Source organism: Erythrobacter mangrovi (genome assembly GCF_013260645.1).
In the GTDB taxonomy this organism is placed as follows: Bacteria; Pseudomonadota; Alphaproteobacteria; order Sphingomonadales; family Sphingomonadaceae; genus Qipengyuania; species Qipengyuania mangrovi.
The window spans coordinates 1238920-1265137 of sequence record NZ_CP053921.1 but is presented as its reverse complement, the minus strand read 5'-3'; the positions used below and the strand labels follow the sequence as shown (position 1 = coordinate 1265137).

The 26218-nt window shown below is 63.8% G+C and carries 31 protein-coding genes and 1 pseudogene; 15 read left to right on the top strand and 17 right to left on the bottom strand.

Features of this window, described 5'->3' with window-relative positions; translation table 11 throughout:
• Window positions 1–1271: 1271 nt before the first annotated feature.
• A complete protein-coding gene (locus HQR01_RS06600) occupies window positions 1272–3593 on the top strand; it encodes a hypothetical protein (RefSeq protein ID WP_173213680.1) in 2322 nt (773 codons plus the stop codon).
• Between the two features lie 15 nt (window positions 3594–3608).
• Window positions 3609–3914 carry a hypothetical protein gene (locus HQR01_RS06595; protein WP_173213678.1) on the top strand — a complete coding sequence of 102 codons (306 nt, stop codon included), beginning with the start codon at window positions 3609–3611 and terminating at the stop codon, window positions 3912–3914.
• A gap of 143 nt (window positions 3915–4057) precedes the next feature.
• On the opposite strand, the gene kynU is transcribed toward HQR01_RS06595, so the two are convergent.
• The 7 genes from kynU to dksA form a co-directional block, all read right to left on the bottom strand.
• Entirely contained in the window at window positions 4058–5290 is a 1233-nt protein-coding gene (kynU, locus tag HQR01_RS06590) for a kynureninase (RefSeq protein ID WP_173213677.1), read from the bottom strand.
• Window positions 5283–5912 (bottom strand): arylformamidase, encoded by a 630-nt coding sequence (gene kynB / locus HQR01_RS06585; RefSeq protein WP_173213675.1) that lies wholly within the window; start codon window positions 5910–5912, stop codon window positions 5283–5285. The genes kynU and kynB overlap by 8 nt, the downstream gene beginning before the upstream one ends.
• Window positions 5909–6700: a tryptophan 2,3-dioxygenase gene (locus tag HQR01_RS06580; protein ID WP_173213673.1), complete on the bottom strand. Its 792-nt coding sequence runs from the start codon at window positions 6698–6700 to the stop codon at window positions 5909–5911. The genes kynB and HQR01_RS06580 overlap by 4 nt, the downstream gene beginning before the upstream one ends.
• A gap of 35 nt (window positions 6701–6735) precedes the next feature.
• Complete coding sequence (locus HQR01_RS06575) at window positions 6736–7155, bottom strand: DUF4112 domain-containing protein (protein WP_173213671.1); 420 nt, start codon at window positions 7153–7155, stop codon at window positions 6736–6738.
• A gap of 6 nt (window positions 7156–7161) precedes the next feature.
• Window positions 7162–8619 carry an ABC transporter substrate-binding protein gene (locus HQR01_RS06570; RefSeq protein WP_173213669.1) on the bottom strand — a complete coding sequence of 486 codons (1458 nt, stop codon included), beginning with the start codon at window positions 8617–8619 and terminating at the stop codon, window positions 7162–7164.
• Between the two features lie 45 nt (window positions 8620–8664).
• On the bottom strand, window positions 8665–9036 hold the full coding sequence (locus HQR01_RS06565) for a PilZ domain-containing protein (RefSeq protein WP_173213667.1): 372 nt from the start codon (window positions 9034–9036) through the stop codon (window positions 8665–8667).
• 111 nt (window positions 9037–9147) lie between these two features.
• Window positions 9148–9582 (bottom strand): RNA polymerase-binding protein DksA, encoded by a 435-nt coding sequence (dksA, locus tag HQR01_RS06560; protein WP_407644604.1) that lies wholly within the window; start codon window positions 9580–9582, stop codon window positions 9148–9150.
• A gap of 311 nt (window positions 9583–9893) precedes the next feature.
• On the opposite strand from dksA, the gene HQR01_RS06555 reads away from it, so the two are divergent.
• Window positions 9894–10223, top strand: coding sequence for an SEL1-like repeat protein (locus tag HQR01_RS06555; RefSeq protein WP_173213657.1), 330 nt, complete (start codon window positions 9894–9896; stop codon window positions 10221–10223).
• Window positions 10224–10229: 6 nt separating this feature from the next.
• Here the strand turns inward: HQR01_RS06555 and HQR01_RS06550 are convergent, their stop codons facing one another.
• Genes HQR01_RS06550 through HQR01_RS06530 form a run of 5 tightly spaced genes read right to left on the bottom strand, consistent with a single transcriptional unit; the run spans window position 10230 to window position 13419 of the window.
• The gene (locus HQR01_RS06550) at window positions 10230–11366 is read right to left on the bottom strand and encodes a GNAT family N-acetyltransferase (RefSeq protein ID WP_173213655.1); all 1137 of its coding nucleotides are present in this window, start codon (window positions 11364–11366) and stop codon (window positions 10230–10232) included.
• A complete protein-coding gene (locus HQR01_RS06545; protein WP_173213654.1) occupies window positions 11363–12130 on the bottom strand; it encodes a glycerophosphodiester phosphodiesterase family protein in 768 nt (255 codons plus the stop codon). Before HQR01_RS06545 ends, HQR01_RS06550 begins: the two co-directional genes overlap by 4 nt.
• Complete coding sequence (locus HQR01_RS06540; protein ID WP_173213652.1) at window positions 12105–12560, bottom strand: RidA family protein; 456 nt, start codon at window positions 12558–12560, stop codon at window positions 12105–12107. Before HQR01_RS06540 ends, HQR01_RS06545 begins: the two co-directional genes overlap by 26 nt.
• Window positions 12557–13186: an HAD family hydrolase gene (locus HQR01_RS06535; RefSeq protein WP_173213650.1), complete on the bottom strand. Its 630-nt coding sequence runs from the start codon at window positions 13184–13186 to the stop codon at window positions 12557–12559. Before HQR01_RS06535 ends, HQR01_RS06540 begins: the two co-directional genes overlap by 4 nt.
• Complete coding sequence (locus HQR01_RS06530) at window positions 13183–13419, bottom strand: DUF3572 family protein (protein WP_371830711.1); 237 nt, start codon at window positions 13417–13419, stop codon at window positions 13183–13185. Before HQR01_RS06530 ends, HQR01_RS06535 begins: the two co-directional genes overlap by 4 nt.
• 103 nt (window positions 13420–13522) lie before the next feature.
• On the opposite strand from HQR01_RS06530, the gene HQR01_RS06525 reads away from it, so the two are divergent.
• On the top strand, window positions 13523–13897 hold the full coding sequence (locus tag HQR01_RS06525) for a response regulator (RefSeq protein ID WP_173213648.1): 375 nt from the start codon (window positions 13523–13525) through the stop codon (window positions 13895–13897).
• Here HQR01_RS06525 and HQR01_RS06520 read toward each other — a convergent pair.
• Window positions 13894–14463: a Pycsar system effector family protein gene (locus HQR01_RS06520; RefSeq protein WP_234030278.1), complete on the bottom strand. Its 570-nt coding sequence runs from the start codon at window positions 14461–14463 to the stop codon at window positions 13894–13896. The two genes, HQR01_RS06525 and HQR01_RS06520, sit on opposite strands and share 4 nt — an antisense overlap.
• Before the next feature lie 155 nt (window positions 14464–14618).
• On the opposite strand from HQR01_RS06520, the gene HQR01_RS06515 reads away from it, so the two are divergent.
• The 3 genes from HQR01_RS06515 to HQR01_RS06505 are packed head-to-tail and all read left to right on the top strand — an operon-like array spanning window position 14619 to window position 16886.
• A complete protein-coding gene (locus HQR01_RS06515) occupies window positions 14619–14861 on the top strand; it encodes an acyl carrier protein (protein ID WP_173216193.1) in 243 nt (80 codons plus the stop codon).
• The gene (spt, locus tag HQR01_RS06510) at window positions 14861–16078 is read left to right on the top strand and encodes a serine palmitoyltransferase (protein WP_173213646.1); all 1218 of its coding nucleotides are present in this window, start codon (window positions 14861–14863) and stop codon (window positions 16076–16078) included. Before HQR01_RS06515 ends, spt begins: the two co-directional genes overlap by 1 nt.
• A 13-nt stretch (window positions 16079–16091) precedes the next feature.
• Window positions 16092–16886 (top strand): enoyl-CoA hydratase/isomerase family protein, encoded by a 795-nt coding sequence (locus tag HQR01_RS06505; RefSeq protein ID WP_173213644.1) that lies wholly within the window; start codon window positions 16092–16094, stop codon window positions 16884–16886.
• Here HQR01_RS06505 and HQR01_RS06500 read toward each other — a convergent pair.
• Window positions 16871–17794, bottom strand: a complete 924-nt coding sequence (locus HQR01_RS06500) for a LysR family transcriptional regulator (RefSeq protein WP_173213642.1) — start codon at window positions 17792–17794, stop codon at window positions 16871–16873. The genes HQR01_RS06505 and HQR01_RS06500 overlap by 16 nt on opposite strands.
• Before the next feature lie 89 nt (window positions 17795–17883).
• On the opposite strand from HQR01_RS06500, the pseudogene HQR01_RS15335 reads away from it, so the two are divergent.
• Both HQR01_RS15335 and HQR01_RS15330 read left to right on the top strand, forming a co-directional pair.
• Window positions 17884–18342, top strand: a pseudogene (locus HQR01_RS15335) (NAD(P)-dependent oxidoreductase); the annotation flags it as partial.
• Window positions 18331–18723 carry an NAD-binding protein gene (locus tag HQR01_RS15330; protein WP_267905504.1) on the top strand — a complete coding sequence of 131 codons (393 nt, stop codon included), beginning with the start codon at window positions 18331–18333 and terminating at the stop codon, window positions 18721–18723. The pseudogene HQR01_RS15335 and the gene HQR01_RS15330, both read left to right, overlap by 12 nt.
• A 53-nt stretch (window positions 18724–18776) precedes the next feature.
• On the opposite strand, the gene HQR01_RS06490 is transcribed toward HQR01_RS15330, so the two are convergent.
• Window positions 18777–19622 (bottom strand): sterol desaturase family protein, encoded by an 846-nt coding sequence (locus HQR01_RS06490; RefSeq protein WP_173213638.1) that lies wholly within the window; start codon window positions 19620–19622, stop codon window positions 18777–18779.
• Between the two features lie 58 nt (window positions 19623–19680).
• Between HQR01_RS06490 and HQR01_RS06485 the strand changes: the two genes are divergently transcribed.
• Entirely contained in the window at window positions 19681–20367 is a 687-nt protein-coding gene (locus HQR01_RS06485; RefSeq protein ID WP_173213636.1) for a Crp/Fnr family transcriptional regulator, read from the top strand.
• A 3-nt stretch (window positions 20368–20370) separates the two neighbouring features.
• On the opposite strand, the gene HQR01_RS06480 is transcribed toward HQR01_RS06485, so the two are convergent.
• Complete coding sequence (locus HQR01_RS06480; protein ID WP_234030277.1) at window positions 20371–21030, bottom strand: YqaA family protein; 660 nt, start codon at window positions 21028–21030, stop codon at window positions 20371–20373.
• Window positions 21031–21263: 233 nt separating this feature from the next.
• On the opposite strand from HQR01_RS06480, the gene HQR01_RS06475 reads away from it, so the two are divergent.
• The 5 genes from HQR01_RS06475 (at window position 21264) to HQR01_RS06455 (ending at window position 24639) form a co-directional block, all read left to right on the top strand.
• A complete protein-coding gene (locus HQR01_RS06475) occupies window positions 21264–21881 on the top strand; it encodes a hypothetical protein (protein WP_173213634.1) in 618 nt (205 codons plus the stop codon).
• The gene (locus HQR01_RS15405; RefSeq protein WP_173213632.1) at window positions 21878–22489 is read left to right on the top strand and encodes a terminase large subunit domain-containing protein; all 612 of its coding nucleotides are present in this window, start codon (window positions 21878–21880) and stop codon (window positions 22487–22489) included. Before HQR01_RS06475 ends, HQR01_RS15405 begins: the two co-directional genes overlap by 4 nt.
• Complete coding sequence (locus HQR01_RS06465; protein ID WP_173213631.1) at window positions 22410–22736, top strand: DUF2793 domain-containing protein; 327 nt, start codon at window positions 22410–22412, stop codon at window positions 22734–22736. Before HQR01_RS15405 ends, HQR01_RS06465 begins: the two co-directional genes overlap by 80 nt.
• A 191-nt stretch (window positions 22737–22927) precedes the next feature.
• On the top strand, window positions 22928–24013 hold the full coding sequence (locus tag HQR01_RS06460; RefSeq protein WP_173213629.1) for an OmpA family protein: 1086 nt from the start codon (window positions 22928–22930) through the stop codon (window positions 24011–24013).
• Between the two features lie 95 nt (window positions 24014–24108).
• Entirely contained in the window at window positions 24109–24639 is a 531-nt protein-coding gene (locus HQR01_RS06455; RefSeq protein ID WP_173213627.1) for a superoxide dismutase family protein, read from the top strand.
• Between the two features lie 10 nt (window positions 24640–24649).
• Here the strand turns inward: HQR01_RS06455 and HQR01_RS06450 are convergent, their stop codons facing one another.
• Window positions 24650–26218, bottom strand: coding sequence for a spinster family MFS transporter (locus HQR01_RS06450; protein ID WP_173213626.1), 1569 nt, complete (start codon window positions 26216–26218; stop codon window positions 24650–24652).

Genomic DNA, 26218 nt, shown 5'->3' with positions numbered 1-26218 from the left:
TTTGTTCGCAACCGGCTGCAAACAGCATTAAAGAGCAAAGGGCCACCCGTTTATTCATGCGCCTTGATTACAAAGACTAGTGTCCGCCTCCCACCCATCTGTTGACGCTTTCACCGAGCTAGCGATGTGCGAGGAGCGGACCGTCGGCTAGCGACCCGAAAGCGGTCATCTCGCTTCCTTGCCTTGTTTGCCCCAACCGGCATGTTTGTCCGCCACCTTCCGACATAGTTCAACGAACTGTTGATGGTCTAAGGGGCCTTTTGCGAGATTCACGAGACCGGAGCATATCCGGTAGTTCAACTTACCCGTTCCATGGTAATGATCGACGCTAGGCCAACGTCCACGAACGACGTGTTTCCTTCGCCCACCTGCGGCAGGTCGATGGTGGTTTATTCGATTCCACTCCAGCGGCTCGCCTGTGTACTCATCGAGGCCCTTCGAGCGAACCACAGCGGAATGAATGACGATCTGATATTCCGACAAAGGGGGAAGTGGGTCAATCTTGCCCCGGTCGCGAGTGCGGCAACTCTTGGCCTGACTGATCAGCCAGAGATTATAGCGTGAGCAGTTCGTCCCCTTTTCACGAACTTCAACAGGAATGTGAAAGCGGGATTCACAATCATCAGAGCAAGTCATCCCATTATAGATACTGGGTTTATGGAGGTTCGCTAGATTCTTTGTCCGCTCACCACCCACATCATGACAGTTTGACCGTGCACCGGGTGTGCCAGAAGAGGACCGTCCGATCACGACCTGATTGCGGACACCGCTCACGATATTCTCGGGCCAGAGCAGCTGGGTCCGAACGTGTTACGCTACCAGAATGTGTCGTGAACAGCCGTGTCCATAGCAGGACTCAAGGGTTGCCCGAAATTGGCTTTATAAGACGCACCGCCCCAGGACCTGTGGCTGCCCGACCAGGGTGTGCCACCCTACCGCGGGCGCGGATGATCTGGCCTTGAGCCGCCCTGGCCGGCTTCCGGCTCTAGCCAACTCATTGCGCTCACAATTGCCACATTATGAGTCGATTAGATGGCATTCTTCTAACGAATCGGACATTTCCTTTTAAGATCAAGGTTTATGTAAGTTAAAAGCTTATACAAATTCTCTGATTTGTGAAAATTGGGAATCGTGATATAAAGTTCTTCGACTCACTTGTGCTTGAGTGAGCAAATCATAAAAATTTTGGGGTCGTCTCGCGTCCGTTTTTTAGGCGGCGGCTATTGCTGCCGTCATTATATTTCGTCGTTCGTCGAATTAGGAGAGAGAAGATGGCTGGAGACTTGGGTGTTCGCGAACGATTGATCATAGCTCCAGCAGGCGGTGCTGCACGCGCCCCCGAAGCGGCGCTGAAAGCAGCCGGCGGGCGCATCATGCACCAGTATGGCGAACGCGTGGCGATCGCCGAGATGCCTCCCGGGGCCGAACAGCCGCTTTCGCTGACCTTGGGCCGTGCGCAAATTGTCGAAGACGCGACGGCTGCCGAAAAGGCGATGATGGACTCGCTGAGCGAGGAAGAAGCTCTGGGTGTGGAAGCATTCGCCCTGCGCCAGTCTGCCAAGTTCAACAAGGCCAAGGCCGAACGTCCCCGTGCCGGGGAAAGCTGGGACTCGGCCGAAGGCGGCGAGCCGCTGATGTGCGCCCAGGTGGCCGCAGAACAGGCAGGCATGGAAGCGCACGGACTGGACGCGCAGGCCGGCGCGCCGACCAGCGCGCGCCTGACCGGAAGGGTGGCAGTCGGTATCGTCATCGTCGAAGGACCGACCAACGCGCTCAAGTTCACTGCGGCCGAGCGGCTCAAGGTCATCGCCGAGGTTCAGAACGGCCTGGGATGGCTCGGTGCGCAGAATCCGGCGGGAGCGGTCCAGTTCGTCTACGAAATCCGCAACCCCAAGCTGACCACGACGCCTCTGACCGGCAATCCCACCTTTGCGCAAAAGGAAGAGCGCTGGCGCGACCCGGCAATGGCAGCGCTCGGATACGGAGCGGGTCTCGGCAACGTCGGCAAATACGCCAACGACCTGCGTTCGAAATTCAATACCAACTGGGCCTATGTCGCCTTCTTCACCAAGTATCCGCTGGGCCATTTCGCCTATGCCTCCATCGGAGGACCTCGGCTGGTCATGGACTATGCCAACGATGGTTGGGGACCGGACAATATCGATCGCGTGTTCGCGCATGAAACGGGCCACGTATTCAACGCTCCCGACGAATATGCAGCAAGCGGTTGCAATGTCGGCGGATCATGGGGGTACTACGGCAAGCCGAATTCGAATTGCGCCAACGGAGCGCCGGGCGGCGGCGTACCCTGCATCATGAAGAGCAACAGCTGGGAAATGTGCAATGTCACGCCCTACCACCTCGGATTCCCGCTCGCCGACCAACGTTATTCGGGCGTGTTTGTAGCCGGGTCGGGCAAATACGGCCTGTGGGTGAATGCGAGCTACAACAGCTTCGTGAACAAGTGGCAGGCGTGGTCGAAGCAGGGCCTGCGGCTGCACGACATCGAGATCGTGCAGGCGGGCGGCGAGCGTCGCTATAACGGAGTCTGGCGCGCTGGCACGGGCAAGCACGGCCTGTGGGTCAACGCAAGCTGGGCGTCTTTCACGGCAAAGTGGCAGGAATGGTCCAGGCAGGGCTTGCGCCTCGTCGACGTCGATGTCGTTCGTACGGGAGGCCAGAACCGCTACACCGGCGTTTTCCTGGCGGGCGGTGGCGCCTATGGCCTGTGGGCCAATGTCACTTACGCCAGCTTCATCGCGAAATGGCAGGAATGGTCTGCGAAGGGGCTGCGCCTCGTCGATCTCAAGATCACCAATTTCAACGGCCAGCGCCGCTACACCGGGGTCTTCCGTGCCGGAAACGGTGCCTATGGATTGTGGGTCAACGCGACGTGGAAGAGCTTCCTTGCCAAGTGGAAGGAATGGTCAGGCAAGGGAATGCGCCTGGTCGACATCGAGGTCACCAACTTCGGGGGACAGAAACGCTATTCTGGCGTTTTCGCAAGCGGAGTCGGCGGCTATGGCCTGTGGGTCGGCGCCGACTGGCCCAACTTCAAGGCCAAGTGGGAAGAATGGTCGAAGAATGGCCTACGCCTGATCGATATCGAAATCACCGATCCCAAGGCAACGGTGCAAGCGCTCGAACTTTCCTCTGCCCTCGGCGAGGTGTCAGCGCTCGATGACGGGCCGATCGAAGGACAGGGGGAGGCCTTGTTTGGCGAAGCAACCGCGGTGTCGGGCGAAGATGTGGACACCGGCGAGTTCGTCCTGATCTCCGAAGAAGAGCAGGCTGCAAGTGCCGAGGATGAGGTCGGCTCCTTCGGAGGCATGTTCGCCGGAGATGCGCCGGAATCCGCTCCCGACCATACGGACGCATCAGAGCACGCTGTCCAGTTTGCCGATGATCTCGCGCATACCGATCATGGCCATAACGGCTTCGGTGGACTGGGCGGGGTCGACGCCGACCATGGTGCTCCACCCGAGGCAAGTCCTGAAGATGAGAATGCCCAGGACGGATTCGGAGGGATCGGTGGAGACGGATCAGAGGGGGGAGACCTCGACACCGGCGTGCTGGTCGGCGAGTTCGGCTAACTGTAGGAACAGCGAATGACCCGCTGGCTCGTAATCCTCGATGGCTCGACTGACCTCGAGAAGCTCGAGTCGGCGGGGCAAGTTCTCCAGGCCTTGGGCAGGAGCGTTGCAATCGTCGATGCAACCGACGCCAGCAATTTGCGCGCCATGGCCGGAGTTAGTTCGGTGACGACCGGCCACCCTGGGTCGGACGTTCTCGCAAAACTCGACGAGGGTGCCCGGCTTTTCGTCGAGGCATGGTCCGAACAGGAAAAGATGGCAAACAAGCAAAGGCGAGGAGACGATCTCGATTGGGACGATCCCGCCTTTGACTCTCCATGAGGTTCAAATTCCCAGCCCCAGAGTCACACCATGGAAACGTGTCGGGTCTCGCGAACGCTGTCTCAAATTTCAGCAATCTGACTCCATCCAATCGGCTGGTCTGGAGCCCAAGTAGAGTCCGCCTTCCACCCAGAATCGGACGCTCAGGTTACCGCCGCGCGATCGCGGAATTCCTCGCGTTGCCATTCGTCGCTGGCCAGCACTTCGGACAGGTGCCGCGCGGCCTCTGCCATATCCTCGAAGCGCAGGTAGGCAGGGGCAAAGCCGAAGCGCAGGATGTCGGGATCGCGGAAGTCGCCGATCACGCCGCGCGCGATCAGCGCTTGGCAAATGGCATAGCCCTCGGGATGACGGAAGGAGAGCTGGCTGCCACGGTGCGCCGGTTTGGTTGGACTCACGAGCTCGAGCTCGATCCCCAGTTCGGACAGGCATTGGCGGAAGAATTCCGAAAGCTGCTGCGATTTCGCATAGAGCCGCCCCACCCCGATCTCGGCGATGAGATCGACACCCACCTCGAGCGCGGACAGGCCGAGGATCGGCGGGGTGCCGCAGAGCATCCGCCCGATTCCGGGAGCTGCCGTGTAATCGTCGCTGAAGGCAAAGGGCGCCGCATGACCCATCCAGCCGGTCAACGGCTGATCCACGGCCTGCTGCAGGCGGTCCGCCACGAACAGGTAGGCCGGGGCGCCCGGTCCGCCATTGAGGTATTTGTAGCCGCAGCCAACCGCGAAATCGGCATTGCAGCTATTGAGGTGGACGGGCAGCGCACCGCCCGAATGCGACAGGTCCCACAGCACCAGCGCGCCCTTGGCATGGGCCGCGGCGGTCAGCGCGGCCATGTCGAAGATTGCGCCGGTCTTGTAGTGCACATGTGTCAGCATGAGCAGCGCGACATCATCGTCTATCGCGTCCGCCATGGTGTCGCGCGCGGCCAACCGGCGCAGCGCCAGACCCTGCCTTTCGAGCCCTTCGATCATGTAGAGATCGGTCGGGAAATTGCCCGGTTCGCTGAGGATGGTCTTGCGCCCGGGGTGCCCCCTTTGCTTTTGCAGGGCCAGCGCCGCCGCGATCAGCTTGAACAAGTTCACGCTCGTAGAATCGCAGGCGATCACTTCGCCTGCAGAAGCCCCGATCAGCGGCGCGATCTTGGCGCCGACGCGATGCGGCAGGTCGATCCAGTCGGCGGAATTCCAGCTGCGGATCAGCCCTTCACCCCACTCGCCACGCATGACCTCGGCCAGACGCTGCGGGGTCGCACTGGGCAGCGCACCGAGGGAGTTGCCGTCGAGATAGACGACGCCCTCGGGCAGGTCGAAGCGTTCGCGATAGCGCGCCAGCGGGTCACCCGCGTCGAGCGTGCGGGCGCGCTCAAGCATCGGGCAGCTCGCGCAGGATCGCGCGACACAGGCCCGCGTCGCCGCCCGCGATCTTGAGCGGTAAGGCAATCAACTCGTACCGGCCCGGTGGCACGTCATCGAGCACCAGCCCTTCGAGGATGCGCATGTCGTTGCGCAGCACCGCCTTGTGGGCATCCATGGTCTTGGATTCCTGCGGATCGACCGAAGGGGCGTCGGTCCCGATCAGCACCACGCCCTGCGCAGCCAGCCACTCGATCGTCTCCGCCGCGATCGCGGTGAAACCACTGTCCCACGCCTGATGAGGAAACGCCTCGAAGGTGCGCAGCAACACGCGTGCCGCGCCGCCGAGGTCGGGCAGGTCGTCCACCCGCACCGCGTCACGGGCATGCCGCGCGTCGACCACCAGGCACTCGCCGAGGTAGGGCGCCAGCGAAACGCTCGCGATGTCGGCCGCGTCGGCGGCGTAATGCAGCGGTGCATCGCCATGCGTGCCCGAGTGGGTCGACATGGTCATCCGCCCGACATTGACCGGCGAGCCGTCCTCCATCCGCCAGCTTCGGTCGAAGGCGAATGCAGTATCGCCCGGCCACACCGGCAGGCCCGGACCGAGCGTCTGGGAGATGTCCCAGATGCGGCTCATATCGCGGTCCTGACGCTGAGCAGTTCGGGGAAGAAGGCCGCCTTCAGCACGCCTTCGAGGTAGGGCACGCCGGGGGTTCCGCCGGTCCCGGTCTTGAAGCCGATGATCCGTTCGACGGTCTTGAGGTGGCCGAACCGCCAGCGCTGGAAGTGATATTCGAGATCGACCAGCTTTTCCGCCAGTTCGTAGAGGTCCCAGTGTTCCTGCGGGTCGCGATAGATCTCGGCCCAGGCCGCTTCGACCTCGGGCGAATGTGCCCAGGGTTCACCCACCGGACGGTCGAGCACCTCCTGCGGGATCGCGAAGCCGCGCCGGGCGAGCAGCGCCACGGTTTCCGCATAGATGCTCTTGCGGGTCAGTTCGGCGCGTAGCTCCGCCGCCACGGCGGGGGTTGCCTCATGCATCTCGACCATCTTCGGCTTCCGCCCACCAAGGAGGAACTCCATCATCCGGTACTGCGCACTCTGGAAGCCGCTCGACTTGCCCAGGTGCGGGCGGATGGTCGAATAATCGTGCGGTGTCATCGTGCTGAGCACGTCCCAGCTCTGGATCAGTTGCCCCTGCGCGCGCGCCACACGGGCGAGCATCTTGAAGGCCGGGCGCAAGCGGTCGGCCACGATGCATTCGCGCGCCGCCAGCAATTCGTGGATGCACAGCTTGAGCCACAGCTCGCTGGCCTGGTGGACGATGATGAACAGCATCTCGTCATGCGCGTCGGATGCGGGATGCTGCGCCGCGAGGATGCGATCGAGGTCGAGATAGGATCCATAGGTAACGTCTTGCGCCATTCGCATGCACTAGCGCGCAATCGTCACCGATGAAACTACCCCTCGATCACGCGGGTGTGCGGATGGTGCTTGTCGAGGTGTTTCCGCACGATCTTGAGGTTGCGGCTGTTCGAGCGGAAGGCGAGGTCGAAGGCATCGCCCACCAGCGGCACCGCACCGAGTGCGGTGTCGAAGGCGATATTGCCCGCCATGCGCCACAGCTTCCATTTGGGCAGGCCGAGATTGCGGGCCTCCCATACGATATAGGCGCCCATCGCCGCGGTGATGAAATCGCCCACCACCGGAATCAGCCCGACGATCGAGTCGAGTCCGATCGCATAGTTGGTACCCGGAAGGACGAAGCTCCGCTCGAGCAGTTGCTCCATCGCTTCGATGCGTTTGCGCACCGAGACCGCATCGGTCCCGATCGGCAATTCGACGCCTATGGGGCGGGCACGGGAAGTCGGTTCGACCATGCCCCCTTAAATGGGAGCGCGCGACAGCGGGAACAAGGGATGAATGTTCCAGCGGTTTTCGAGGAACTCGCCGATATCGCCGCGTACTAGCGACCAGCGGATCGGCGCGCCGAGCGGGATATAGAGATTGGTCGCGGTCAGCGCCTGCTCGGCCTCGGCTAGGTAGGAAGCTTCTTCCGCCGGGTCCTTCGCTTCGTTCGCCAGGCCGACGAGATAGTCCGTGCCCTCTGCACAGACCACTTTCGACACACGGCAATTGAACTGGTTGAGGAACCAGCTTGCTGCCCCGAAACGCGCCACCCTGTCCCGCAGGACGAGGTCGGCCTTGGCGGGGTCGGACGCGCGCGATGCCGAAACGCCGATGGCGGCAAAGTCGCGCGCGAGGGCGGTGAACAGACGATCGGATCCAGGACCTTCGGGCAAGCCGATCGATACCCGTGGCGGACCGAGACCCGCGCGCCATTGCGCAACCCGCGACTGTGCGAGGGCCTTACGCTCGCCAAGGTCGAGATCGGTCCAGCGCTCGGAAACCGTGCCGCCGTCACCCGGCAGTCCTGGCGCAACCACCCGCGTCGTCGGAATCCAGCCGCCGATATTGAAGGCCTGCAGCAGATTTGCCCGATCGATCGCCATCGCCAGCGCTTCGCGGTTCTCCGACGTGCCGAGAAAACCGGTCGGTTTCTGGACGTCGAGCCCGAACAGGCCGAGCGCCGCATCGAGCCGGATCGTCCCGCGCGTCAGGGGCCCGGTATCGGCCAGCGGCAGTGTCGCGATGGTGCCTCCCAACACCAGGTCGAAGCGCCCGTCTCCGAAGCCTTCGGTCGCGTCCTTGGCGCTCTCGGCATAGACACGCACGCGGCTAACGGCATCTTCCCATCCCGGCTGGCTGGGCAAACCACGCGCTTCGGGGGGCTGGGCATCGAGCACCACCACGTCATCCTCGGCGACCAGCCGCATGGGACCTAGCCACCGCTTGTCGATGATCAGGCCCAGCTCGGGTTGCGCCAGCAGCTGGAGCAGGTCTGGCATCGGGCTCGTCAGGCGAATCTCGATCACCCGGCCGGTCATTGCGCGAACTTCGCGCACCTTGGCGAGATCGAGGCCGAGCGAGGTCCCTTCCAGCCGCCGCAACGTGCGCCTCAGGTTGTCGCGAACCGCCTGGGCGGTCAGGCGGGTACCGTTCTCCATGTCGTATTCGTGGATACGGAAGATGTAGCTCGACCCGTCGTCGGTAACGATCCACCGTTCGGCAACCGCCGGAACCACCGCGCCCGACGCATCGAGCGCCACCAGCCCCTGGGCGGTGGCGGCGCGCAGATGCTCGCCCGCAAAATCAAGGCGAAGACCATCGGTCTGGAGTTCGTCAGGCGCGGCAATGAAGGCCACATCGACGATGCCGTCATCAACACTGCCGCCGCAGGCAGCGGTTGCAAGCGCGAGCAGAATGGCGGCGACGATACGCATGCGCTCCGACTAGCAGGGCTTGGGTGAGGCGTCAGCCTCCAGTTTTCAGAGTGGACGCATTCCGTGCCCGCCGGTTGCGGGATAGCCCCCCGGCGCCGGCCGCCCATAGCGTGGGGTGGCGTCGTCACTCCCGGCAATCGGCGCGCGGGCCAGTTGCGGGTCGATTTCATGATCGAAGGCGATACCGAAGCGATTGCCCTGCACCCAGGCCACCGTGCCCTTCACATCACCGATATTGCGCAGCTTCACCGTGAGTCGCGCGCCCCAAGCCGCGACGACGCCGCCTTCGGCCATCATTCCGCCCACCGAAAGGTTGCGCACCTTGACTCGGACAGGATCAATTTGCCCATCGAAAGCCAGTTCCGCGAAAAGGAACAGGCTGTCACGGCTGACATTGCGAGTGTCGAGCGCAGACATCGTGGCGGTTATCCCTCCTGTCGTTCCAGATCGACTGGCCCCGCCATGGCAGAACATGGACGTTGCTCGCCCCAGACTAAGGGGTCATTCCTTAAGAAAAGGGTAAACGCGTTAATCGTCGCGAGAGATCTTTTCGCGCCTTTCGTGCGCTTCCTGCGCTTCCACCGTCATCGTCGCGACAGGGCGGGCAATCAGGCGCTTGAGACCGATCGGATCGCCCGTAACCTCGCAGTATCCGTACTCACCGGCGTCAATCCGGCGCAGCGCGGCATCGATCTTGGCAATCAGCTTGCGCTGGCGATCGCGCGTCCGCAGTTCGATCCCCCAATCGGTTTCCGACGAGGCGCGATCGTTAAGATCCGGCTCACGGATTGGACCATCCTGCAGTGACTGAAGCGTTTGTCCCGCTGCGTCATGGATCGACTTCTTCCAGTCGAGCAGCAGCATGCGGAAGTAGTCGAGCTGACGCTCGCTCATATACTCTTCGTCTTCGCTGGGAGTATAGTTGTCGCCAACCGCCGCGCGGGCTTTGGCCAGTTTTTCCATGTCGCTCGTAGCCGTTGCGGCCATTCGACCCTCTCACCAAATAAGTCGCGTCGACAGGTCGCTTCGCCCGCAAGCCCGGATATTTCCGGTACTCAAGCTTCCCGCTGGGCGCGGCCTATAAGCAAGCCCCACGGGCCGCACAAGCCGCAATCCCCGCGAATCGTCGCATGATCCCCAATACGTTGCATGAGAACACCCAATTTCGGGGGGTCGGCGCATTTTTCTTTCCGGTGTTAACCAATTGTTGACCATAAAAAGCGACCTCTTGGTTGTCCGGCGAAGGAATGGCCGGCCGCAATGGGGGGTTCGAAATGACTTTCAGCACTATCCAGGGGGACGCCGGCGTCATCATCCAGGGCGAAGCAGCCGCCGCGCTGGTCGCCGAATGCCTCGCCGCCTACGTACAGGGCAGCGTCGATGCGCTCTACGATCTCGGGGTCGCCTTCTCGACCGGCAGCCACGGGGTAACTGCCGATTTCATCGAAGCGCACAAGTGGTTCAACATCGCCGCTTCCAAGGGGCATGAAGAGGCCGCTTGGTGCCGTGCCGACGTTTCGGACGAAATGACGGCCCGGGAAATTGCCGAAGCCCAGCGCCGGGCACGCGAGTGGCTCTCCGAAGGGCAGCGCAAGGCCGCCTGATCCGGCTCACCCCTTCCTGAAAGGGGTGCGCCGTTCGAGGTAGTTGCGGTCCATTGCCACCCCCGCGCGTTCGCGCTCGAGGAAATCGGCAACTGCCTCGCGAAATCCGGGATCGGCGATCCAGTGGGCCGATACCGTTTCCACCGGTTCATAGCCGCGGGCGAGCTTGTGCCCGCCTTGCGCTCCGGCCTCCACCCTTGAGAGGCCCAGTTCGATCGCCGCATCGATCGCCTGGTAATAGCACAGCTCGAAATGCAGGAAGCGGATGTCGCGCGTGCAGCCCCAATAGCGGCCGTAAAGTGCATCCCCGCCGATGAAGTTGAGCGCACCGGCAATCGGTTCGCCGTCCTGCAGTGCCAGCACCAACAGGATGCGGTCCCCCATGCGCTCGCCGAACAGGTCGAAGGCCTCGCGCGTCAGATAGGGGTGACCCCATTTGCGCGCGCCTGTGTCCTGGTAGAAATGCCAGAAGGCGTCCCAATGTTCCGCGCGGATCGCAGCGCCCGACAAGTGGACGATCTCGACCTCGGCCTGTGCCGCGGCGCGTTCCTTGCGCAGGTCCTTGCGCTTGCGCGAGGACAGCGTGGCGAGGAAATCGTCGAATGTGGCGTAGCCGCGATTATGCCAATGGAACTGGATGTCCGAGCGCAGCAGCCAGCCCGCCGCCTCGAACAGCGGTTGCTGGGCCGGCTCGATGAAGGTCGCATGTGCCGATGAGAAGCGGTTCTGCAAGCACAGCTGCTCGGCCGCCGCCAGCAGCGGGGCGGCATAGGCTTCATCGGACAGGAGCAGGCGCGGCCCGGTCGCCGGGGTGAATGGGGCGGCGATCTGGAGCTTGGGATAATATTGCCCGCCCGCCCGCTCGAAGGCATCGGCCCAACTGTGGTCGAAGACGTATTCGCCCTGGCCATGGCCCTTGAGATAGGCGGGCATGGCGGCGACGATCGGGCCGCCCTCCTCGCTGATCACGATCGGGGTTGGCTGCCAGCCGGTGCCTGGCCCGACGCTGCCCGATTCCTCCAGTGCGGTAAGGAATTCATGGCTGACGAAAGGATTGCCCGGCCCTGCCAGCGCATTCCACTCATCGCGGTCGAAGGCGCCGACCGACCCGCCGACGCGCGCGGCAAGGCCTCCATCGCTCATGGCAGGCCCGCTCCTTCGGCAATGGGGGCATCAGCGTATTGCGTGGCCCGCTCGCGCGTTTCGGGAGAGTTCACGGTCCAGGTCAGGATCGGCATCCCCGCCGCCCGCGCAGCCGCGACCATCGGGCTGGGCAAGGCGGCAATGTGATAGGCAAGGAAATCGGGCCGCGCCGCCCATAGGGCGAGATGGCGGGCGAGTTCGCTTTGCGTGTGCCCCTTGTCGTCCTCGCGCATCACAAGGCCACGGACCGTCGCGGGCGAGTGCTTCCGCAGCCAGCGCGAAACGCGCGGGTCGAAGCTCATCACGGCATGCAGGCCGGCATAGCCATCCAGCGCGTCGACCACCCGGCGGCAGGTCTGCTCGACGTCATAGCCTCGCTTCGACTTGATCTCGATCAGCAGCGGAACGCGCCCGTCGGTGATCCTGAGCAGGTCGCCCAGGTCGATCGGCGCATCCCCGCTGGAATAGCGCAACTGCCGCCAATCCTGCGCCGCGACCTGGCTGCCCTGGTCCGGCCTGCCCAGCAGGCGCGCGAAATCCCAGTCATGGAAGACCATCGGGGCATCGTCACTGCTGCGCTGGATATCGCACTCGATACCCAGTCCCGCCTCCACGGCTGCACGGAAGGCCGAGGGCGAGTTCTCGACACGCACCCCGTCATGCAAGCCGCGATGGGCATAGGTCCATTCGCGCAGCCAGCCGACCCGCGCGGGATCGGGTGGCGGCGCGAGGAGAGAATCAAGCCTTGAGAGCAACGATCGCATCGACCTCGACCGCGGCGTCGAGCGGGAGGACGGGCACGCCCACCGCGCTGCGCGCATGCTTGCCCGCTTCGCCGAACACTTCGACCATCAGGTCGGAGGCGCCGTTGGCGACCTTGGGCTGGTCGGTGAAATCGGGCGTCGAGGCGACGAAGCCACCCAGCTTCACCATGTGCGAGACGCGCTCGAGCAGGCCGGCCGCCTCGAGTTGGGCAAGGATCATCAGCCCGCATGCGCGCGCGGCCTGCTGACCCTGCTCGAGCGTGACCGAATCCCCGAGCTTGCCCGTTACGAGCTTGCCGTCAACGAACGGCAACTGGCCCGAAACATAGGCGGTGTGGCCGTCGACGACGACCGGCACGTAGCTGGCGACGGGCGCCGCCGCCTTGGGAAGAGTTATGCCGTGCGCTCGCAGGCGGTCGTGGATGCTCATGTCGTTTCCTTTTCGAGTTGGCGCATCAGCCAGGGCAGCGCCTCGTCCCAGGTGTCGATCCGCGCGTCGGCATGGCCGGACTTGTGCGCGCAATCGATCACCGGGGCGAGCATGGGTTCGCCGCACAGGTGGAGCGTGGTGATGGTCCCGACGGTTTCGCGGGCCGAGCGGTGATGCTGGGCGAGGTCGTCGATGAAGAAGGTGCGGCTCGGCGCGTATTCGGCGACGATGTTCTGCAACGCCGGGCCCTTGGGACCCTGGTTGGTGTAGACCCGCGCATCGATGCCGTGACCGGCCAGCTGTTCGAATCGCATCTCGCGATGGTGATCGGCAAGGTTGGTCAGCACCACCACATCGGCATGCTCGGACAGCCGCGCGATCGCCTCCACCGCGCCTTCGATCGGCGTCTGGCGGTGCATTTCGGTATCGAAGAAACCGCGCAGCTTCTTCCAGATATCCTCCGGCGCCAGCACCTCGCCGCTTTCCTGCCAGCGCAAGGCATGAGCGAAATCATTGCCGACCATGTGGAAGTCGACGCCTTGAGTCTCGGCCAGCCAGTCGCGGAACGGCGACACCATGTAGAGCAGCACTTCATCGCAGTCGGAGATGATCAAGGGGCGGCTCATCGGGCAAGCTCCCTGCTGGCGGCGATCAGTGCCGTGGGCGTCGTGTCGAGCGCATCGGCGGCGAGCACCAGGTCGGGCTCGTGATTCGCGAGGAATTCGAGCACCGCCGCCTGCACGGCGCGATCCTCGATCCCGTGGCGTAGCCGGTCCGGGGTCAGCCCGGTGAGCGAGAGCAGGCGTTCCGCCCGTGCCGGGTCGGCGAGCGCCCAGCCGAGCGCTTCGAGCGCCAGCACTTCCGGGGCGCGGGTTTCGGTTCCTGATGGCGATGCTTCGCGAATAATTGTCAGTTCCCCTCGTTTTCCATATGGGCCGGTCTCAAGCCAGGGAGGCCAGCACGTGGCAAAGAGAATCCTCGTTGTCGAGGACAACGATCTCAATCGGAAACTGTTCTGCGACGTGCTGAAGGCCAACGGCTTTGAAGTCGTGCCCGTGGCCGACGGCCAGAACGTGCTCGCTACCGCCAAGCGATTCGTACCACATCTTGTTATCATGGACATCCAGCTGCCCAATGTCAGCGGAATCGACCTGATCGCCCAGCTCAAGGCCGAAGCCACGCTCGAAGCCATCCCGGTGCTGGCGGTGACCGCCTATGCCGGCAAGGGGGACGAGGAGCGGATCCGCGATGCGGGGGCGGCAGACTATCTCGCCAAGCCGGTCTCGATCGGCCCCTTCATGGCGGCGGTGCGCGCGCTGCTACCGGCCGAAGACTAGCTCAGGAGCGTCTCGATGGCGAAGACGGTCAGGGTGAGGAACAGGCCGGTCATGAACATCTTGTAGGCTAGCGCGAGGAAGCGGTATTTCTTGCCCGCGAGCACCTGGCCGTTCTGGTACATGTCATGCGCCATGGTGCGAAACACGGTCTCGTCCGTCTCCAACCGTTCGAGCAGCTGGTCCTGCCATTCCTCCTCGTCCATCCAGGTAAAGTGACCGAAGAACAGCAGGTTGGCGTTCTTGATCTTGCCTGTCGGTCGACCAACCTTGGGCAGGACCGCCATCACCGCGCACAGCGAGCTGGCGAAGGAGAACCCAGCGAGGATCATCAGCGAAATCGGCATCCCCCCGCTCAGCGCGCGGCTGACCGACAGCGAAAAGACGAGGAAGGTCGCGCCCAGCAGGATCGAGGCCTTCTGGTCGGCCATCTGCGACAGCTTGAGCGTGCTCATCTGCGCGGTGCGCATCAGGTGGATCGCCTGGTTCGAATAGGTCTTTGATATCGGCGCAGCAGCAGTGTCCGATTCATCGGCCACTATCGGCTCTGCACGTGCTGAATCGCTCATCCGCTTTTCCTCGCTGGAACAGACGTTTGCGACCTTGGACGGAACTTGCCATTGCGGCCCGCGCTTGACAAGCATGCCCTTTGGCCGTTTTGCCGCGGCATGCATGCGCCGCGCAGCTTCGCTGCCGAGCCACACAAGGATTGGAACGCACCGCCATGGACCGCGCCGAAGTCGATACCGCCATCCGTTCGCTGATCGAGCCCTTCAACAAGAAGGGCGCCGAGGTGACCGACACCACCACTTTCGCCAACGACCTCGAATTCGACAGCCTGACCGTGATGGACTTCGTCGCCGCGATCGAAGACGAGTTCGATATCATCATCAGCATGAACCAGCAGGCCGAGATCGAGAATTACGGCCAGCTGGTGGACGCGGTCACGAAGCTGCAGGCCGACTGATGCACGACATGACCAGCGCGCCGGACCTGTTCAGCAAGTTCGACGATATCATCGCCCTGCGTGAAGGCCTGCTCGCAACCGGCCAGGAAGACCCGTTCAACCTGGTGATGGAAAAGGTCCTCTCGCCGACCCGCGCGATCTGCAACGGGCGCGAGACGATACTGCTCGGCACCTACAATTACATGGGCATGACCTTCGACCCGGACGTGGTCGAAGCGGGCAAGCAGGCGCTGGCCGATTTCGGTTCGGGCACCACCGGCAGCCGCGTGCTCAACGGGACCTACCAGGGCCACAAGGAAGTCGAGCAGGCGCTCAAGGACTTCTACGCCATGGACCATGCGATGGTCTTCTCGACCGGCTACCAGGCCAATCTCGGGATCATCAGCACCATCGCCGGCAAGGGCGACTACATCGTGCTCGACATCGACAGCCACGCCAGCATCTGGGACGGCTGCAAGCTGGGCGATGCCGAAGTGGTGCCGTTCAAGCACAACGACATCGAGGCGATGGAAAAGCGCCTGCGCCGTATCCCCGAAGGGGCGGGCAAGCTGGTGGTGCTCGAAGGCGTCTATTCGATGCTCGGCGACATCGCCCCGCTGGCCGAAATGGTCGCGGTGGCGAAGAAATACGGTGCCATGGTGCTGGTCGACGAAGCGCATTCGATGGGTTTCATCGGCGAGAACGGCCGCGGCGTGTGCGAACAGGCCGGGTGCATCGACGACGTCGATTTTATCATCGGTACCTTCTCCAAGAGCGTCGGCACGGTCGGCGGCTTCTGCGTCTCGAACCATCCCAAGTTCGAAATCATGCGCCTCGTCTGTCGGCCCTATGTCTTCACCGCCTCGCTTCCGCCCAGCGTGGTCGCGACCGCCGAGACCAGCATCCGCAAACTGATGCACGGTTCGAACAAGCGTGCCCACCTGTGGGAGAATTCGAAGACGCTGCACAAGGGCCTGCGCGAGCTCGGCTTCCAGCTCGGCACCGCTGAACCGCAGAGCGCGATCATCGCAGTGATCATGCCCGACCTCGAGCGCGGCGCGGCCATGTGGGAGGCACTGATCAAGGGCGGCCTCTACGTCAACCTTGCCCGCCCGCCCGCGACACCCGCCAACATGACGCTGCTGCGCTGCTCGCTGTGTGCCGAGCATACCGAAGGGGAAGTGGGCGAGATCCTGCGAATCTTCGAAGAGGCCGGCAAGGCAGTCGGCATCATCTGACCGGAGACAAGGCGTGACCGACCCGATCCTGATCCATTCCGAGGGTGCGGTCGAGACGGTCACGCTGAACCGGCCCGAGCGGCTCAACGCCATGGACGAGGCGTTGATCTATGCCCTGCAGGATTATTTCCGCGGGCTGCACGAGCGGACCGATGTGCGCATCGTGATCCTCAAGGCCGCAGGTCGGGCGTTTTGCGCGGGGCTCGACCTCGCAAGCTGGAAGAACACCGGAAATGAGGGCGCGGTCCACCATACCTGGAGGACGCAACGCGCCATCGCCACGGTGATGCAGCTGATGCGCAGTTGCCCGCAACCGATCATCGCGCTGGCGCAGGGCGCGGCCTGCGGCGGCGGGCTATCGCTGCTGCTGTCGAGCGACATCCGCTTCTGCACCCCCGATTTCCGGATGAACGCCGCCTACATCAAGATCGGGCTGGGCGGCTGCGATATGGGATCGAGCTATTTCCTGCCGCGTCTGGTCGGCTCATCGCTTGCCAGCGAGATGATCCTCACCGGGCGGTTCATCCACGCCGACCGGGCGCTCGCCTCGGGCTTCGTCAGTGCGGTGGTCGAGCCGGAGGAACTCGATGCGGCTGCCGCGAAAATCGTCGAGGACATGTTGCTGACCGCCCCAATGGGGCTGCGGCTGAGCAAGGATGCACTCAATCGCAATATCGATGCGCCGGGCTTCGAGGCGGCGCTGGCGATCGAGGATCGGCAGCAGGTGATGCTGAGCCAGACCGCCGACGCGCTGGAGGCGCAACGCGCCTTCCTTGACAAGCGCCGCCCCGACTACCGCGATCGCTGATTGCCACCGCCGGACGGCGGGAAAGACAGCGTCGCGCCGACTTCACCCATCCATTGGGCAAATTTGCTGGCCCTGGCCGAGGGCCGCCGTCCTTGCGGATAGAGCACCCAAAGATCGACCAGCGGCAGGCGCCAGTCCGAAAGCACGCGTTGCACGCGTCCATCGGTGAGTTCGCTGGGGAACATGGCGCTCGACGCCACCGCCAGCCCCATTCCCGCCAGGACACAAGCACGCAGGCCTTCAGCCGCGGTCACCCGCAGTGACGGCTCGATGATGGGCCGGACTACCTGGTCCCCCCGCTCGAACCGCCAGCTATCGGTTCCATATTCGGCGTAGCTTATCAGCGAATGCTGGGGCAATTGGTCGGGATGTTCGGGCCTTCCCGCCTGCACGAGATACTCGGCCGAACCTACCAGCACGCGTCCGATACTTGCGATGCGTCTTCCCACAAGATTGACCTGGCCCGGCTCGCCTGCGCGCAAGGCCACGTCGATCCCCTCGGCAACCAGGTCGATTTGCCGATCGTCGAGAACCAGGTCGAGCTTCAGGTCGGGATGGAGCGCTCGGAATGCGTGCAGGCGGGGAATGATCACCTGCGCCGCCAGGACCGGGGCGGCAGCGATCCGTAGCCAGCCCGACAGGGAGGCGTTCTCCGATCGGGCGGCCGCTTCGGCCTCCTCGACTTCGTCCAGCGCGATCCTGGCGTGGTCTAGGTAGCGGCGCCCAGCTTCGGTCAGGGCATGGCTGCGGGTCGTGCGTACCAACAGCCGCGCCCCCAAATGGCTTTCGAGCGCGGCGAGCATCTTGGAAACCGTGGGCTGGCCGATTTGCAGGCGGCGGGCGGCAGCCGAAATGCTGCCGGATTCGACCGTGGCGATGAAGTAGCGCATGGCAAGCAGGCGATCCATTCATTCCTCTTGCGAATGAAAGTTAGCGATCTGACGCTTCTACCAGCACACTCTGGAATACTCCATCTGGTTCCGGGCGGCACGACGCCGTTCAAGCGAAGGAGCTATCGATGACCAGGGTCGCAGTACTTGGAATGGGGGCAATGGGATCGCGGATGGCCGATCGGTTGGAAGCGGCGGGGTTCGATGTGGTGCGCTGGAACCGCACGGGCGCCAAGCTGGCTCCGCGCGATGCCGTGGCCGGGGCGCAGGTCGTGATTGCCATGGTGCATGGGGATGCAGCATCCGAAACCGTCTGGCTCGACCCCGGGACCGGGGCGCTAGCCGGCATGGACGGTAACGCCGTAGCCATCGAAAGCTCGACATTGAGCGTGGCGCAGGTCGAGCGCCTTGGTGCAGCTTGCGATGCAAGAGGGATAGCTTTGCTGGATGCGCCGGTACTGGGCAGCCGCCCGCAGGCGGAAGCTGGGGCGCTGATCCATCTGGTCGGTGGCGATGGAGCCGTCCTCGAAAGCGTAAGGTCAGTGCTCGGTGCCATGGGCGGCAAGCAACTTCATGCCGGTGGACGCGGTTCCGGAGCGGCGTTGAAGTTGGCCGCCAATGCGCTCTTCGCGATCCAGGTCGTTGCCTTGGCGGAAATCAACGCGCGCTTGGAAGCAAGGGGAATCGAACCTGAGACAGGCATCGCACTGCTCGAGGAAACCCCGCTCCTGTCCCCCGCCGCACGTGCCGCTGCCGGTCTCATGCTAGCCGAGAAGGACGATGCGATGTTCCCCATCGACCTGGTGGCGAAGGATCTGCGCTACGCGATCGCGGAAACACCCGATGCCTCGCCGATAGCGGGGGCAGCCCTCGAATGTTTCGAGCGGATGGTGGCAGCTGGTCACGGCGGACTGAACCTGACCGGTGTGCGGCTCGCCTTCGCGTGACTATGTGATGAAGCGGGTGGCCGGTTCTTCCGACCAGCCACCCGTCCCCTCCATCAAGCCGTCTGCGTGCTGCCCGTCTGCGACGCTGGTTCGGGCTGTGCCTTGTTCTCCGGGAAGATCGGCCACAGCAGCTGCTGGCCGAGCGTCGCCGGGGCGAGGTTCTCCACCCCATAGCTCTTGGGGAAGGTGCGCGTGATCTTGGCCGTGCCGAACAGCACATCCCAGAAGAACAGCAGGTTGCCGTAATTGCCCTTGTAGTGGACCGCAGGATCATCGGCATGGCGTCCATGGTGGGCATGGTGCGTGGCCGGGGTCGAAATGGTCCGTTCCACCACCCACATCACCGGCGAGAGCCACTTGATGGCATAGAGCGGCTTGTCCCAGGCGACGTCCGAATGCGCGCCGGTGATGACCAGCAGCTTGACCACGATGTATCCGGCATAGACCCAGCCGAGGCCCAGCCAGATCAGCACGCCGGCGAACCACAGGCTCGGCATCAGGGCATAATAGATGATGTTGTTCCGGTAGACGAGGCGCACGCTCATGTACTTCGCGTTGTGATGCGCCCGGTGGAGGTTGTAGAGCCAAGGGGTCGAATGGCTCGCGCGGTGCCACCAATATTGCATCATGTCGTCGAGGATCAGGAACAGGCCGAGCGCGGCGAGAATGTTGAGGCCTGCCAGCGCGCCGGCATATTGCGGCGCGATCCAGTTGGCGAGCGCGCCCGACGCGAGCAGTACGGTGGGCTGGGTCACCGCCAATAGCAGGGTCATGCTGACCGCCTCGACGATCCCGTCGTCACGGGTCTGCTCTTCCTTGCGGAACAGGTTGGAATGCCACAGCTCCAGCAGGGCGAAACCGAGGTAGATGGCGACGATGGCAATGGTCGAAGCGGACATTCATTCCCTCCCGTGAAATCTTGTCGATTCGCGGTGTAGCGTTTACCGGGAGGAAAGAATGTCCAACTCTTTACATTCTGGTGCGACTCGGCGTTCGCTGGCGACCCCGATGCTGTTCGAGGCGCTCGACCCTGCGCTGCAGGTGCATCTGATCCGCAACGCCGCGGTGCGCCATTTCGAGGACGGCCAGCTGATTCAGCAGCGCGGCGACACCGCCGACGGGTTCTGGCTGATCGAGGAAGGCGCGGTGATGGTCGGGCAGTTCCTGGCCGATGGCGATTTCCGCGCGGTCGCGCTACTCGGCGCGGGCGACTCCTATGGCGAGCTCGCGGTCTTCTCGGGCAGGCCGCGCATCGTCGATGCAGTCTCGCGCGGGCCGAGCCGGCTGCGGCTGATCGGCGCGCGCACCTTTCTCGAGGCGCTGGGCAATTACCCCGCTTCGACCCGGGCGCTGCTGGCGGCGCTGTCCGAGCAACTGCAGGAAACGCTGGCCCTGCTGGCGGGACTGCGCCGCGGCACCAATTCGGCGCGCATGGCCGGGCTGCTGGCGACCATGGCAGGCGGCATGCCCGGGCCGGCCAGCGTGGCGGTGACCCAGCAGGAGCTGGCCGACCTGCTCGGGATCACCCGCGCCACCGCCAATGCCGCCCTGGGTGAACTGCAGAAGCGGCGGCTGATCGAACGCGGCTATCGCGAGATCCGCATCCCCGACCGCGACCAGCTGGCACTGGCCTCGCTCGACTGAGCGTCAGGCGGCTGCGGAGGCCGATGGCACCGCGCAGCTATCCGCGGCATCCCGGCCATCCTCGTCGCCATCGCCAAACTGGGTGAGTGCGAGGAAGCCTGCGCCGACCAGGCCCACGAAGGCGAGCGTCACCCAGCCGAGGTACTCGTCGATAAAGCGCTTGATCGGCGCTCCGAAGATCCGGAACAGCACGCCCACGATCATGAAGATCGAGGCCCGCCCGGCGATGCTGGCGATCAGGAACGGCAAGAAGGACATGCCGAGGAATCCGGACACGATCGTCGCCAGCTTGAAGGGCAGCGGCGTGAAGGCGGCGACGAACACCACCCAGGCCCCGTCGCGATCGACCATGCATTGCGCCACCGGCAGCATCTCGGTCATCCCGATCGAACCGATCAGCCAGGTCCCGACCGCCTCGAACACGAAATAGCCGATCGCATAGCCGAGCATCCCGCCCAGCACCGAGGCGATGGTGCAGACCAGCGCATAGCGCAGCGCCTTCTTCGGTTCGGCAAGGCACATCAGGCCGAGCAGCGGATGCGGCGGGATCGGGAAGAAGGAGGATTCGATGAAGCTGAAGAAGGCGAGCCACCACACCGCATGGGGGTGGGCGGCCTTGTCCATGGTCCAGTCGTAGAGGCCGCGGAGCGGTTTCATGATCATGGCAGGGAGCGTTCCTGAGAGCCCGGAGTGAGAGCGACGATTAGGCGAGCACCGGACGGTTGGCAATCGCCGCGGTAATAACCTATTTGGTACTTTTTGATTGACATCGTGACGCTGTTTGGTTAGCAATACGGAACATCGCGATAGTGTGATTCGAACGGGCGGCCCGGCAGCGGGACCGCCCCTTTTCGTCTCCGCCGTCGGCAATTTCGCCAAGTTCCGGGAGGCACTCAATGACAGACGAAGCAGCGAGCGACCGCCCCTGGTGGGAAAACGCCTTCATCGAAGGGCTCAAGCAGTTGGGCAAGGTGACCGCCGCCGCCGAGGCGACGGGCATCACCACCAGCGGACCTTACACCCGCAAGAAGAAATGCGGCGCCTTCAGCCGCGCATGGGACGAAGCCCTCGAAATCTTCGCCTTGAGCGGGCGCAAGGCGGGGAACCAGAGCGCGGCGCAGCGCAAGGACGAGCAATGGAAGAAGGTCTTCCTCGAAGAGCTGGCCGAAACCTCCAACGTGACTGCATCCGCCGCGAAGGCGGGCGTCCCCACGAGCGACGTCTATCGCAGCCGCCGCGCCAATCGGGACTTCGCCGCCCAATGGCGCGTCGCCCTGTTCGAAGGCTATGCCAACCTCGAAATGGAGGTGCTCGGCTTTCTCCGCGATCCCGCCCCGGCACGGAAGATGGACGTGGCGGTGGCCCTGCGCCTGCTGGCCGCACACAAGGAAACCGTCGCGAAAGAGCGCGCGCAGCGGGCCAATGTCAGTGCCGCGCAAGTCCGCGAAACGATCGAACGCAAGGTCGAGGAACTGCGCCAGAAGGTCGCGGGCCGGGATATCTCTCCGGCATGAGCCGACCCCTGTCGCGGCCCGGCGTCTGGGCGCGCCTCACCCCGGCGGAGCGCGAGGCCTTCGTCCACGGTCTCACGCAGGAAGAGCGAGACGCCTTCGTGGTCGACTTCCGCAATTACGCGCACGAGGGCCAGCTGCCATCCGACAATGCCTGGTACATCTGGCTCGTCATGGCGGGTCGCGGCTTCGGCAAGACCCGCGCGGGGGCGGAATGGGTCCGCTTCACGGCGGACAATCTGCCCGACGCGCGCATTGCGCTGGTCGCAGCCAATCTCGGCGAAGGCCGCGCCGTCATGGTCGAGGGCGAGAGCGGCATATTGGCCTGCTGCCCTCCCGAGGCCGCACCCGACTTCGAGCCGTCGCTGCGGCGGCTGACATGGCCCAACGGCGCGCAGGCGACGCTCTATTCGGCTGCCGAGCCGGAGAGCCTGCGCGGCCCGCAGCACAGCCATGCCTGCCGGTCAGGCGCAGAAAGAGATCTTCGTCAACGAAGCCTTTGCCCGGGTAGATGCCCTGCTTCATCCGTCGGTGGTCGGGACGAGCGCGTCGCCCCCGGCAGCACCTTCCGCCGGGGACTGCTGGATCGTCGCGGCCGGCGCGGTTGGTGAGTGGTCAGGGCGGGACGATTGCCTCGCGTGGTGGGACGGAGATCAATGGACATTCGCCCCACCATTCCGTGGCTTGCGTGCATTCGACCAGGCGCAGGACCGCTACCGAACATTTTCAGACAGCTGGGATGCAGCCCCCATTCCGACTGATCCATCGGGCGGTAGCGTCGTGGATGTCGAGGCACGGGACATCATTGCCACAATCCTGGCAATCTTGCGGGCACATCGGATTATCCCCGGCGCCTAGGCGGGAACCGAACTCGGCGGGCGACGTTTGAACGGCCATGAAGGGTATCCCCTTCACAGAACTTAATAAATCGGATCGCGAAAGAGGCAAAAATGCAACAGTAGGCAAACATTGTCTGCTTGCCACCTACGGGGCGAAAAGTTAGATAACTTTCACTCGGTGAATCCTATTCGCAAAAAGGGGAAACAATAATGCGGAAATTCGTCATAGGAATGGCGATGGCCTCAACGGCCCTTGCTTCGCCTGCCCTGGCACGTGACGACAGCTGGTATGTCGAAGTCGATGCCGGTGTCATGCTGGTCGAGGATATCGACAACCTCCGGGGCTCCAACGAAGTTGGCACGCTCAATACGGACACTGGTTACGATATCGGTGGTATCGTCGGCTATGATTTCGGCCCGTTCCGCATGGAAGCGGAAGTCAGCCATCGTCGCGCTGAGGAAGCCAGCTACACCGACGACGTCAACTCGCTCAACGATGCCGAAGTCGGCGGTGGCGCAGAAGCTCTCAGCTTCATGCTCAACGGCCTGGTTGACTTTGGTCCCGATGACGGCCTGCAGGGCTTTGTCGGCGGTGGTGTCGGCGTCGGCCGCGTCAAGGTTGCCGTACTCACCCCGATCGCGGGTCTCGACGTAGACGACAGCGACTCTGGCTTCGCATGGCAGATTCTTGCCGGCGTCCGTAAGCCGATCAGCGACAAGATCGACATCGGTCTGAAGTATCGCTTCTACAACCAGTTCAGCAACAACCTGGTTGCGGCTGACGGCACGGACGCGAAGGTCGGCTACCGCTCGCACTCGCTGCTGGCGACGCTGACCTACAACTTCGGCGAGCCGCCGGCACCGCCGCCACCTCCGCCGCCTCCGCCGCCTCCGCCGCCGCCACCCCCGCCGCCTCCGCCGCCTCCGCCGCCGCCGGCGCCGGTGTGCCAGACGGGTCCGTACATCGTCTTCTTCAACTGGGACGAATCGGCGATCACCCCGGAAGCTGCGACCATTCTGGACAACGCGGTTTCGGCCTATGCCAATTGCGGCACCGCTTCGGTCATGCTCGCCGGTCACACCGACCGTTCGGGTACGCCGACGTACAACATGGGCCTCGCCGAGCGTCGTAACGCCTCGGTTCGCGGTTACCTCACCTCGCGCGGTATTCCGGACGGCCGGATTACCAGCGAAGCGTTCGGTGAATCGCAGCCGCGCGTCCCGACCGCGGACGGCGTGCGTGAACTCCAGAACCGTCGTGTGGAACTCACCTACGGTCCGGGTTCGGGCATGTAAGTTTCGCGAATTTCGCGATACAGGACGAGGGGCCGGAGCGATCCGGCCCCTTTTTCATTGGTTGAACGAAACCGACATAATCGTGGAGACCCGCCATGCGTGCCCAGCTTGCCCTTGTCCCGTTCATTGCCTTGCTCGCAGGCGCCTGCACCACTGTCGACGCCCTGCCTGACACGCGCGTCGGCGAAGCGGCGTTGCGAACTTCCGACGGGCTGCCGACGGGCAATGTCCATCTGGTCCAGACCGGGTCCACCTTATCACTGGTTGTCGCGGTGGTCGGCATACCTGCCGGAGAGCACGGCTTCCACCTGCACACGACGGGCAGCTGCACGGCACCCGATTTCGGCAGCGCCGGGGGACATCTCAATCCTGACGGAAGGCATCACGGATCGCTAGCCGAAGGCGGCAAACACCTCGGCGACCTGCCCAACCTGGTAGTCGCCAGTAACCGGACCGGTTCGCTGGTTGCCGACCTCACCGGAGACGCCAGCACACTCCTGCCAAGGATCTTCGACGCCGACGGTACCGCCGTCGTGATCCACGCGGGGCCCGACGACTACCGCAGCGATCCCTCAGGGAACGCAGGCGCCAGGATCGCTTGCGGTGTCCTGAACCCGTCGAGCTGACCGATACCGGTCAACCTGCGGCCCGGGCGCGCTCCTCGATCGTGGCTTCGGCTTCCGGAAGGGCGCGGTAGGCCCAGATGAGCAAGCCCAACGATATCGGTGCGACCGCGATCAGCGATAAAACCCCGATCCGCATACTGCCAGTCAGTTCGGAAATCTGGCCGACCATATAGGGGCCGACCGCCAGCCCGACCAATGTCGTGGCGAGGAAGAACGAGGCCGTGGCCGTACCCCGCATGCGCGGAAGCACCAGGTCCTGCGTAGTCGCAGCTGCCGCGCCCAAGGCAGTGGCGGCAAACAGGCCAGCCAGGAAATTCATCACGTAAAACACCGTGGCATCCTCGGTGGTGAAACCCACCCAGATCGGAATGATCGGCGCAAGGATGCCGAACATGATCATAAGGATCCGCCCCGACGGATGGCGCTGGCGAAGGGCGTCCGACAGCCGTCCCCCGAGGATCACGCCAAGGAAGCCGGAGGCTGCGCCATTGGCACCCAGGATAAAGGCCAGCTCCTCTTTCGGCAGCTTGAGCACGATCTCGGCATAGGGGGCCGCCCAGAAGGCGAGCGCATAGGCGCCGAGCGAGACCAGCCCGTAACCCAGCGCGGTGCAGATGAATGCCGGAGTGCCCCAAATCAGCCTAAAGGTGGCGGGATCGTGCTGTTTGAGCGTACCGGCCCATGAAAACACCGCGTAATAGCCGAAAGCCATTGCCGACCACTGGGGGGTGTTGCCCGTAATTCCGATCATCAAAATGGCCGCTGCAACCATCGCGGCAGCGAAGGCAATATTGGCCACAAGCGCCTTCATCCCACGCCGTGCTGCATGAACCAGGGTGAAGGGCGGCAGCAGCATCGACAGGTCGACGAAGAAGTCGCGCAGGGGATGGCGGCCCGTCGAATGCTCCTCAGGCGGGCGCTCCGGCTCGCGCAGGGTGGCAACCCAGATCGCCATCAAGATCCCCGGGAGACCCACCGCCAGGAAGGCGGCCTGCCAGCCGACCAGTCCGCCGATTCCGCCGCCGGGATAAGCGGTATCCCAAACCAGCGAGATCTTCGCACCGATCAGCAGCGACACACCGCCGCCCAGGTAAAGGCCGGATGAGTAGATCGCGAGCGCGGTCGCGCGTTTCTTGGCGGGGAAATAGTCCGAGATCAGCGAATAGGCGGTGGGACTGGCCGTTGCTTCGCCAACGCCAACGCCCATGCGTGCCAAGGATAGCGTCAGATAGTTTCGCGCCAGGCCGGAGGCGGCGGTCATCGCCGACCACAAGGCAAGCCCGATCGTCAGCAGCCGGACCCGGTGCCAGCGATCGGCCAGCCTGCCGAGCGGCACCCCGAACAGGGCGTAGAACACCGCAAAGGCCGCGCCGCCGAGGAAGCCAAGCTGGCCATCGGTGAGGCCGAGGTCCCGTTTGATGTCGACCGCAAGGATCGAAAGGATCTGTCGGTCGATGAAATTGAGGATGTAAACAACGACAAGTGTGAAAAGGACATACCAGCTATAGGCTGGAACCTTGTCCCCCACCGCTGCTGCCGGAAGGTCTGCCTGCGCGGCGGCGTCGGTCGTCTCGGTCAA